7 protein-coding genes are annotated in these 6,632 nt (G+C 41.3%); all 7 read right to left on the bottom strand.

From position 1 onward, the window contains the following. Positions 1-555: 555 nt before the first annotated feature. Positions 556-951, bottom strand: coding sequence for an 8-oxo-dGTP diphosphatase MutT (gene mutT, locus H5164_RS08495; protein ID WP_124015358.1), 396 nt, complete (start codon positions 949-951; stop codon positions 556-558). A gap of 24 nt (positions 952-975) precedes the next feature. Further along, positions 976-1,188, bottom strand: a complete 213-nt coding sequence (gene yacG, locus H5164_RS08490) for a DNA gyrase inhibitor YacG (RefSeq protein ID WP_182723567.1) — start codon at positions 1,186-1,188, stop codon at positions 976-978. A gap of 42 nt (positions 1,189-1,230) precedes the next feature. Continuing rightward, positions 1,231-1,965 carry a cell division protein ZapD gene (gene zapD, locus H5164_RS08485; RefSeq protein ID WP_182755613.1) on the bottom strand — a complete coding sequence of 245 codons (735 nt, stop codon included), beginning with the start codon at positions 1,963-1,965 and terminating at the stop codon, positions 1,231-1,233. Continuing rightward, entirely contained in the window at positions 1,958-2,587 is a 630-nt protein-coding gene (coaE, locus tag H5164_RS08480) for a dephospho-CoA kinase (RefSeq protein WP_182755611.1), read from the bottom strand. The genes zapD and coaE overlap by 8 nt, the downstream gene beginning before the upstream one ends. Then, positions 2,584-3,510, bottom strand: a complete 927-nt coding sequence (locus tag H5164_RS08475; RefSeq protein WP_182755609.1) for an A24 family peptidase — start codon at positions 3,508-3,510, stop codon at positions 2,584-2,586. The genes coaE and H5164_RS08475 overlap by 4 nt, the downstream gene beginning before the upstream one ends. Positions 3,511-3,542: 32 nt before the next feature. Continuing rightward, on the bottom strand, positions 3,543-4,805 hold the full coding sequence (locus tag H5164_RS08470) for a type II secretion system F family protein (protein WP_182755607.1): 1,263 nt from the start codon (positions 4,803-4,805) through the stop codon (positions 3,543-3,545). Positions 4,806-4,912: 107 nt separating this feature from the next. Beyond that, a complete protein-coding gene (gene pilB, locus H5164_RS08465) occupies positions 4,913-6,619 on the bottom strand; it encodes a type IV-A pilus assembly ATPase PilB (protein ID WP_182755605.1) in 1,707 nt (568 codons plus the stop codon). Positions 6,620-6,632: the final 13 nt, after the last annotated feature.

Below are 6,632 nucleotides of genomic sequence, written 5' to 3'. Positions count from 1 at the left end.
AGTATCGCCGATGGTAGTGTGGGGTCTCCCCATGCGAGAGTAGGTCATTTCCAGGCGCCAAATAAAACAGCAAGGCCACTCTAACCGAGTGGCCTTTTTGTTTTGTGCCTTAAACCTAAGCAATTAGTCAGTGTGGCCAGTATGCCAATGCGAGAGAGGGTCAGTTCCAGGCACCTATTTGTCTTGAAAGAGTCGTGAAACAGCCCGCTATTATGTAGCGGGCTTTTTTACGTCTGCAATTTGTGCCTGAGAGCGCCTAAACCATTGACCAGTGTGGTTGATATGTCGGTCAGTTCTAGGGGCCAAAGAACACAGCAAGGCCACCCGACTAAGGTGGCCTTTTTGTTTTGTGCTTTGAAACCTAAGCAATCAGAACATCGATGCTAGGTGTAGTTCGCTAGACGCTCACCTAGGCCTTACCAATGCGATACTCATTAGTAGATAAAATAAGTGTGAACTTTGGTGGCAGGTAAGACAGTTTTAAACCCATTACTTGATTAGTAATGGGTATTATTCTTTAGAAATAGGCTTTCAAATAGAAGGTGCGGGTCGATTTCAGAGTTCTGCTAATATTTTTTCTACGATAGGCTTATTAGCTTCGGGGAAGTCATATTCTGCAATACTATGGATTGGTACCCATTCAATTTGCTGCTGTTCCATACCTTTAGCTTGGTTTGAGAATTCAGTAATTAAATGGATATCGAGTCTGACATGTTTATCTGGATAATCATGAATGATGTCCATGAAGGGAGTTGAATGAGAGACATCAAGATTAACTTCCTCTTTTAGTTCTCTAATTAACGCTTCAGTAACCGTTTCATTTGTTTCTACCTTACCGCCTGGGAATTCCCATTTTCCGCCTTGGTGAAGGTGTCCAAGCCTTTTAGCAAGTAAAATCTGCCTATCTTGATTAATGATGACACCAACAGCAACATGAATTCTCTTTTGCATGTTTCGACTCCTTATTATTTGAACTTATTGTTTAAAGAAGTCACCTTCATCAAAACCAATGTCATCAAGCATATCTGGGTCGATACTGTTCTTGATCGGGATTGCATGTTTTTCACTTGCCCAATCACCAAGATCGATAAGTTTACAACGTTCACTACAAAAAGGCTTAAATAGCGATTCGTCTTTCCATTCAACTTTGGCTTTGCAAATTGGGCAGTTTACTACTGTTAACGGCATAATGATTCTTGGTTGTTAGTCTTACTTGGAATGTTAAAGGGTTTAACTGCAGGTTGCTAGTGAGAAATCAATAGTTTCACAGGTATGGCGGTGTAAATCAAAATCGACAAAATGAATAGCATAACGATTTCGATTACCACTGACGGTTGGATAGCAATTTTGGTCTGAGTTTATCTTTACGCGGATTAAGGATAGCGGCTGTGATGAATTACCTTGATAAAACCCTACCGGAGCTTGAGATAATCTAAAATCTTCAGTGGCTCTAATCAGTTCTAAAAGCAACATGATAGGCGCTAGTAAGGGTTGGTATTCTGCAAGCCAGATGTTTATGTCTCGTTGTCGATATTGCCAGTCTTTACCTAGCCAAAAGTGCAGTTGAGGGAAATCAAAATTACAGTATGCTCCAGTCATATTAAAACGCTGACGCAAAGAGGTAAGAAATTTATCTCGTTTGAGGCTACAACCAATTCTTTCTTGGGTTTGCAAAGGTGACTTTAACGCGATAAGCCTATCAGTGAGTTTATCTACTTGATCGTTATCAACATTCGAATGAGTACGCCATTGTGAAATTAATTGAATTTGTTTTTCGATATCTTTTAAGATGTCGGTACGATAATCGCAACGTTCAGTTAGCTCAGCAAGCGAAAATAAAGGATTAAAACACTGATATTGATGATCTTGTTCAGCATGCTGCTGCAACTGTAGGGCAAGGTTTTCTATACGTAAATAACTGCGTATTTTTTCATTTAATGGTTGTTCATAAATTAAATCAGTCATTGACGTTAGTTTCTAAATCGGTTGCCTGTTGTAGGTATTGTTGATGCAGACGAAATACTTGACTGCGCAACTGCTCATGTTCTCCTTGATTATCAATAATATTATCAGCCAGAGCGAGTCGCTGTTCCCGGGTCATTTGACTCGCGAGAATATGCTCAACTTGTTCTTTACTGACACCATCACGTTGCATCGTCCTTGAAACCTGTAACTCCGGTGCAATATCTACGACCAAAGTAGTATCAACTAAACTATCTAAATGATTCTCAAATAGCAAGGGTACTACCATTATTACATATGCCGAAGTCGATGCTTGCACTTGGTCGAGCATCTTTTGACGGATCATTGGATGAAGTAAATTGTTAAGCCACAAACGTTGCTCAGGGTTATTAAACACCTGTGCTCGTAGAGCCGCTCTATCTAAGCTGTTATCCGCTAATAATATTCCCTGGCCAAAGTGCTGCTTTATTGCATTTAGCCCATCCGAACCGATTGAGACAACCTCTCTAGCGATAACATCAGCATCAACTAAGTCTATGCCATATTGTGCGAATAGATTGGCCACAGTTGTTTTACCGCTGGCAATGCCGCCTGTTAAGCCGACAATATACTTTTTTGCCATCATAACGTACTAAGATACCAATTGAGAATGTCATGTCCCCATACTAACGCTATCCAGCCCGCAGCAGCAATATAAGGGCCAAAGGGGATTGGATTGCCTTTGTTGATTTGCTTAGTGATAATCATACTAATACCGACTACAGCACCCACAAGTGAGGACAATAAAATAATCAGTGGCAGCATTTGCCAGCCTAACCAAGCACCAAATACGGCTAATAGCTTAAAGTCGCCATAACCCATGCCCTCTTTGCCTGTTACCAGCTTAAATAACCAAAATACTGACCACAAGCTTAAATAGCCTGCCGCAGCACCGATAATGGCATCTTCTGGGCTAGTATAAATCCCTTTAAGGTTAATGATTAATCCTAACCACAGTATCGGTAAGGTGAGTTGGTCCGGTAATAGCATTTCATCTAAATCGATGCCAGTTAATGCCACTAACACAAACGTTAAAATGCTGGCATAAACAAATTGCCATGTTGGGCCAAAGTGCCATGCTAACGCGGCAACTAATAAACCGGTGAGTAATTCGATAATGGGATAACGGCTTGAAATATGAGTTTTGCAATCGGCACACTTTCCACCAAGCATTAACCACCCCAGTACAGGCAGATTATGCCAAGGCTTTATATTGGCTTTGCATTTTGGGCAGGCAGAACCGGGTAACACAATGTTGTATTTTGCAGGAAAAGCATCAATAGGTTTGTTTAACCGGTCATTACCGACCTGTTCGACAATATCAGGATGATATTCATTAAGGTAAAAGTTACATTCGCTTTGCCATTCGCGTTTCATCATTACCGGTAAACGGTGGATAACGACATTGAGAAAGCTGCCAATGGTGGCAGCAAAAATAAAGCTAATCGCAACAAAGGCCCAAGGGTGTTGAATCATTGTGGCAACAAAAGTAGAGATGAATTCAGTCATTTTATTTTTTTATTTTTGAGGGTTGTCTAATACTAACCGACAATATTACCCATTTGGAAAATAGGTAAGTACATACCGACAATTAAGCCGCCGACTAGTGTACCAATGACCACCATCATAATGGGTTCAATGAGGCTTGATAAACCATCTACGGCATCATCAACCTGCATCTCATAAATGTTGGCCACTTTATTGAGCATCTCGTCTAAGCCGCCGGATTCTTCACCAATCATCACCATTTGGATGAGCATATCAGGGAATAAGCCGGTGGTACGCATAGCAACATTCATCTGCATACCTGCCATCACTTCTTGGCGAACTTTGAGTAATGCTTTGCGATAAACATAATTACCTGACGCACCAGCGGCTGATTCTAAGCCATCGATTAACGGCACACCAGCCGCAAATGTGGTTGATAGGGTACGGGCAAATCGTGACATCGCTGCTTTGTGGAGAATATCACCTATTACAGGAATTCTAAGCACCATTTGATCGATTCGATCGCGAAAGCTTTGAGAAGTACGATGGGCTCGTTTAAAAAGCCAAACCGCAATAACAATGGCAATAACAAATAAATACCATGAAGCTTGCAGCCAACGAGATATGCCTACAATAAGTTGAGTAAACGCCGGTAGTTCAGCATTAAAGCCGTTAAAAATCTCTTCAAATTGTGGCACCACAAATAATAATAATAGCGAGGTGACTAATATCGCAACAATAACGACAGCGGCAGGATAAAACATGGCTTTTTTAATTTTAGATTTTAATTGCTCAGCCTTTTCGCGATAGGTGGCTATGCGGTCAAATACTGCATCGAGCGATCCTGAATGTTCGCCGGCTGCGACTAAGTCGACATATAAATCATCGAAATAACGCCTATGAGGTCTGAGTGAATCTGATAGCGGAATACCGGATTGAACATCAGATAAAATAGTGCCTAATAATTCACGTACTTTAGCTTTTTCATGACCGCGTCCAAGTAACTCGATAGTTGTAACTAAAGGAACCCCGGCAGCAAGCATAGTAGCTATCTGGCGGGTGATCATCGCAATGTCCATTGCGGTGATACTTTTTTCAGATTTGAATAGTGGTGGTGATTTTTTTCGTACACCTTTTGGGGTGACACCCTGGGCTTTCAATACACTGCGAATTTCAGCAATAGTGGAGCCTTTTAGCTCACCCGAGGTGCGCTGACCATCACGATTAACGCCTTTCCATTGGTAGGTAAATACCTTAGGTTGGTGTTTAGTTGCTTTACCCGCTCTTGGCTTTCTTTTTGCTGTTATTGTGGCCATATAGCCAGTCCTTTTGTTTTCCGTTACACCACGTTAAAGCTTTATTGTTAATAGAGAATAATCAATTAAATCGTTGCTTTTCTGTAGCAGATTTGACTATAGCTGAATTAAAAGCTGGTGACACGGTTAATTTCGGTAATACTGGTGACGCCATGAATCACTTTAAGTAGCCCAGATTGGCGTAAATCGCGCATACCTTGCTGTTTGGCTAAGGTGGCAATTTGTAGCGAGTTACCGCCCTCCATAATGACCCGCGCAATTTCATCGCTCATTTTCATTACTTCGTAAATACCGACTCGGCCTTTATAGCCACCAGAGCAGAGCTCACAACCGACTGGTTTGAATACGCTAAAACCTTTGGCGATATTGGCTTCCGAAAAACCTAAGCGTTGCATTTCAGCAACCGGAATTGTCTCTTCATGTTTGCACGCTGGGCATAATCGTCTAGCAAGGCGTTGGGCAATAATTAGATTTACTGAGCTGGCAATGTTATAACCCGGCACACCCATATTAATTAAACGGGTTAAGGTTTCTGCTGCCGAGTTAGTATGTAATGTTGATAACACCAAGTGGCCAGTTTGCGCGGCTTTAATCGCGATTTCAGCAGTTTCTAAGTCACGGATTTCACCGACCATGACTACATCAGGGTCTTGACGTAAGAATGAGCGTAGTGCCGAGGCGAAGGTTAATCCTGCTTTTAAATTAATATGGACCTGATTAACGCCCTCAAGGTTTATTTCAACCGGATCTTCCGCGGTGGAAATATTGCGCTCTTCAGTATTCAAAATATTGAGGCCAGTATACAAGGATACTGTTTTACCCGAACCAGTCGGGCCAGTGACTAGAATCATCCCTTGAGGTTTGGCGAGCATTTCTTCGTATAGTAAACGCTGATCGTCTTCATAACCGAGCTTTTCAATACCCAGCTGCGCTGAGGATGAATCTAAGATTCGCATTACAATTTTCTCACCCCAAATAGTGGGTAAGGTACTGACACGAAAATCGATAGATTTAGTACGTGACAGTTTCATTTTAATGCGGCCGTCTTGCGGAACTCTTCGTTCAGCAATATCTAGTTTAGACATGACTTTTAAGCGAGCGGAAATTCGGTTGGATAGATTGACTGGTGGCTCAGATACTTCATGCAAAATACCGTCGATACGAAAGCGAATTCGGTAACGTTTTTCATAAGGCTCAAAATGTAAATCAGAAGCACCTTTACGGATAGCATCAGTAAGAATTTTATTAATATAGATAACAATCGGCGCATCGTCACTGCTATCACCGCTTGATTCATCACGCCTTTCGGTATCAGTAACCTCCATATTAGCCAATGCTTCTTCATCAGCACCACTTAAATCGAGGCCAGAAATATCATCCTCGATGATTTTTTCTAATGCCTTATGGAGCTTTTCGTCTTCAACTAGAATAGCTTCTGCATGTAACCCTAGGCTAAACTGAAAATCTTCCAGCGCTGAAATATTGGTAGGATCTGAAGTCGCGATATAAAGACGATTACCACGCTTAAATAAAGGTAAGCACTTATGTTTTTCAATCAGTTTTTTGTTGAGTAAATCTTCTGCAATATTGGTAACGTCGAATTCATTGAGATCAAGTAGCGGGGTACCATACTCTTCATAACATAGTTCAGCAATTTCACGAGAAGAGATATATTTCAATGTGATTAAAGTCGTTACCAAGGACTGCTTGGTTTGACGAGAGGTACTAATTGCTGCTGAAATCAGCTCTTCACTTAGTATCCCCTTGCGAATAAATAAGGTTGATAAACCTAAGTGAAGAGCGGTTGTAGGCATTTTAAACTCTTTA

Origin of the sequence: Shewanella sp. SG41-3 (assembly GCF_014164545.1) — a bacterium.
Taxonomy (GTDB): domain Bacteria; phylum Pseudomonadota; class Gammaproteobacteria; order Enterobacterales; family Shewanellaceae; genus Shewanella; species Shewanella vesiculosa.
The sequence above is the reverse complement of the archived record's forward strand: the minus strand, read 5'-3'. Positions and strand labels throughout refer to the sequence as shown.

What these genes read in the sequence shown, in the direction of transcription:
- mutT (WP_124015358.1), bottom strand. Translation starts at nt 951, where the DNA reads ATGCAAAAGAGAATTCATGTTGCTGTTGGTGTCATCATTAATCAAGAT.
- coaE (WP_182755611.1), bottom strand. Translation starts at nt 2,587, where the DNA reads ATGATGGCAAAAAAGTATATTGTCGGCTTAACAGGCGGCATTGCCAGC.
- pilB (WP_182755605.1), bottom strand. Translation starts at nt 6,619, where the DNA reads ATGCCTACAACCGCTCTTCACTTAGGTTTATCAACCTTATTTATTCGC.
- H5164_RS08470 (WP_182755607.1), bottom strand. Translation starts at nt 4,805, where the DNA reads ATGGCCACAATAACAGCAAAAAGAAAGCCAAGAGCGGGTAAAGCAACT.
- yacG (WP_182723567.1), bottom strand. Translation starts at nt 1,188, where the DNA reads ATGCCGTTAACAGTAGTAAACTGCCCAATTTGCAAAGCCAAAGTTGAA.
- zapD (WP_182755613.1), bottom strand. Translation starts at nt 1,965, where the DNA reads ATGACTGATTTAATTTATGAACAACCATTAAATGAAAAAATACGCAGT.
- H5164_RS08475 (WP_182755609.1), bottom strand. Translation starts at nt 3,510, where the DNA reads ATGACTGAATTCATCTCTACTTTTGTTGCCACAATGATTCAACACCCT.